The following is a 3003-nucleotide window of genomic DNA, read 5'->3' on the forward strand; positions in this document are numbered from 1 at the left end:
CCGCAGTTCTCCCTCTAGCAGCTACAAGAGAGCGGTTTTATCGTGCTTTCGCAAGTTTTGATTAGTGCCTTTACCTGTCACCTTTGGAACTTCCCTTGGTCGGTGACTGATACGCATCGCTCTGTCCAAAACATCTTGAGTCCAAACAGAGTGCAGGAATACTTGAAGTGCTTAGATGATATGGCTATCATGAAAGGACTTACACAGGTCTTCAAACTAGTAAGTATTCCGAACAAAGCCAGCTCGCCAAAGCTGGTTTTGTCATATCTGGGGATTGAGATTACAACCAAAGAGCATGGATCTCAACGATCCTTTTCTAAGGTAATGAACGTCCTCAAGAAAAACGCCTCCCAATGGGAGGCGTTTTTCGTTTAAATTGAGCACTAAAATCGAACACGCACCTTAAACCAAACATGCCCAAAGAAAAGACCGAACAAGATAAAGTGAATGTAAAACGCATAAACTCAGGAATGCGTGAACTTTCTAAAAGTGTTTACAACAAAGTAAACCGCTCGAACTTTAAGAGCTTCACTCAATTCGACAAGATGTTTTGGGACGTAACCAACCGAGCATGGCTATCAGTAGAACACTCTACTTTTGAAGATAAGCTAGAGTTCGCAACTCTCTATTGGGAAGATTACTGCAAAAAGAACCTAAGTAATCGCTAAAACTCCAAACCAAGCCGTGACGCAGTAACGAAAAGGCCGCCTAGATAGGCGACCTTTTGGGGTTCGTACAAAGTGCAGTTACGTTAAATCACCAATAATCTCATTCATTAAATTGTCAATTTGTTCCACCACTTGTTCGCTGGCGTCTTCCATGGCATTAATTGCAGTCACCATGCCTGCCATGTTGCCAGATTTGGCTTGGCTCATTGCTTCACGTCCACCGTCATGCACGCCTTTGTGTGGTTCTTCAAGCAATGCATAGCTTCTTAAGTGGCTGTAAGCCTTGCCATCGCCACGGTAGTACCACTGACCCAAGCGACACTCAGAGTGGCTATTAACGGTTTCACCAAACGCCCCTTTTTGTAGGAGACGATAGATATTATTCTTCCAAATGGCGTGGTCGAGTTTGACCGTATCCAAGAAAGCGCGTGTGGAAGCAATATGGATCACCTGTTGCATGTGTTCCGATTTCACAACCACTTCGTTGACAATAGAACCAATCTGCGCAGAAGAGGCAGACACTTCCTCAGCACAAGTTTGGTTTTCATCAATCGAGGTTTTAATCGCGTTCACTTGCGTTAGTACTTGGTTCACCAAAGAATCAATCTGCTCACTGGCTTCGCTGGCTTTGCCAGCAAGGTTTCTTACCTCATCTGCTACCACGGCAAATCCACGGCCTGCTTCACCGGCTCGTGCTGCTTCAATCGCTGCATTTAATGCCAACAAATTCGTTTGGTCAGAAATCTCTTGAATAGTCGATACAAGAAGGGAAATAGAGGTAGCCGTTTTATCTAATATTTTAACAGATTCAATGCTTTGTGAGGCTTGCATACTGATCTTCACGGCTCGGTTATCAAGACGAGCAAGAGCTTGATGAGTCTGCTTAAACATTTCATCTAGTTGTTGCAGTTCTTGGTTTTCATGCGCCATAGATTGCGCACTCTCCACCATCTCTGTTCGAATGGTTTGGAGCATATCTCCACCTTTCAAACTGCTAGACATCAACTCATCACTATTGTTGTGTTCCTGTTGAGCGGAGCGAACAAGCGACTGAGCCTCTTGGAGCTGATTTTCCAGAGCGGCAACGTCAGTTTGGTACTTCTGTTTGAGGTCTGCTAATTCTTGCTTTAGCTGCTCATTTTCTGATTTGATTCGTTTTAATCCAAACATTTAATACGACCTCGTTAATTTATACAGCACTACAGCTTTGTTGCATTAGCATATCGATTTTTAATCCGAAATCTAATCATTCTCCACTAAATGATTTACTTAATAGTGCGTAAAGCCTCGCCCGATGAGGGCAGGGAGAAGTCAGAACACCTAATAATCTGTAACTACAGATTATTGGTGTCGATTATTCCTATTATGGTAAATCCGTAAGTTAGGCATCAGAAACCATGCTTCCGACACTCTAAAACGCTCTACACGCTGTTTTAGCAAGAAAACCTAGCGTAGACACCCCTGAAACACTTTGAAAGTTTGTGACGGTTTCAGAACGATTTACAGGACAAAAAGATCGCTGTTCAATTGAAACAAAAAACGCCCTCTAAGGGCGTTTTTCCTATGTATTCATCTTGTCGATGGCATCTTTGCTAAAATCCGACCTCTTTCTGGTGACGAACTGCAAGAACCACTATCTTATCTCCAGAAATACGATATCTAGCCACATAACCATATTTCCCAAACTCAATAATCCAGTCTCGAAATTCTTGGGGCATATTTTCGATCGGTTTTCCAATTGAGGGAGCTTTAGCAACCTCTCTCATGCTACTGATAATTTTTAGACCTGCTCTGGCTGCTGCCCTCGGATCTTTAGCCTTCAAAAACTCTCTGATTCGGTCTAAATCTCGAATGGCTGACGGGGTATAAATCACTTGTGACATTTAGGCGTTTCTACCTCATCCTCACTACCCCAAGAACCCAACCAATTTTCAACTTCGCTAGCCGTTAAGTGCGAACCTGTCATCTGATACTCATCCCAAGCGTTCAAGGCATCCTGTCTAAATGCCTCTTTCTTTTCTTCTCGTTCGACATACTGAGAGATCGCCTCTTTCATAATCCAATGAGCTGTGCGCTGTTGAGAGTTTGCTAAATTTTGCACTCGATTTTTCAAAGTATCATCGAGTTTTATAGAAGTTGGAGTAGCCATAATAAGTCCTAAACTTAAAGGGTATTACTAGGTAATACCTTAGCAAAGTTCATCCGTTTAGCCAATGGACTAACGATTAAATCCGATATTCTGACTTCTGCGATTTTGGCGTGCTAACGACTGCTCTTGCTGTATTGCTTTTCCAACGACTGGAGCTGCTGCGTCAAGTTGTTTACTTGCATGGTC

4 protein-coding genes are annotated in these 3003 nt (G+C 43.0%); 1 reads left to right on the plus strand and 3 read right to left on the minus strand.

Annotation, left to right across the window (positions count from 1 at the left end; translation table 11 throughout):
- Positions 1–413: 413 nt before the first annotated feature.
- Complete coding sequence (locus R7Z77_RS23775) at positions 414–668, plus strand: hypothetical protein (protein ID WP_225455906.1); 255 nt, start codon at positions 414–416, stop codon at positions 666–668.
- Between the two features lie 78 nt (positions 669–746).
- Here R7Z77_RS23775 and R7Z77_RS23780 read toward each other — a convergent pair whose 3' ends face one another.
- The 3 genes from R7Z77_RS23780 to R7Z77_RS23790 all read right to left on the minus strand — a co-directional run bounded on the left by R7Z77_RS23780 (position 747) and on the right by R7Z77_RS23790 (position 2817).
- Positions 747–1838 (minus strand): methyl-accepting chemotaxis protein, encoded by a 1092-nt coding sequence (locus R7Z77_RS23780; RefSeq protein ID WP_222795552.1) that lies wholly within the window; start codon positions 1836–1838, stop codon positions 747–749.
- A 422-nt stretch (positions 1839–2260) separates the two neighbouring features.
- Complete coding sequence (locus R7Z77_RS23785) at positions 2261–2551, minus strand: type II toxin-antitoxin system RelE/ParE family toxin (protein ID WP_025534408.1); 291 nt, start codon at positions 2549–2551, stop codon at positions 2261–2263.
- Entirely contained in the window at positions 2539–2817 is a 279-nt protein-coding gene (locus R7Z77_RS23790; protein WP_025534406.1) for a CopG family ribbon-helix-helix protein, read from the minus strand. The genes R7Z77_RS23785 and R7Z77_RS23790 overlap by 13 nt, the downstream gene beginning before the upstream one ends.
- Positions 2818–3003 lie beyond the last annotated feature (186 nt).

This window comes from Vibrio sp. 1401, from assembly GCF_033340295.1.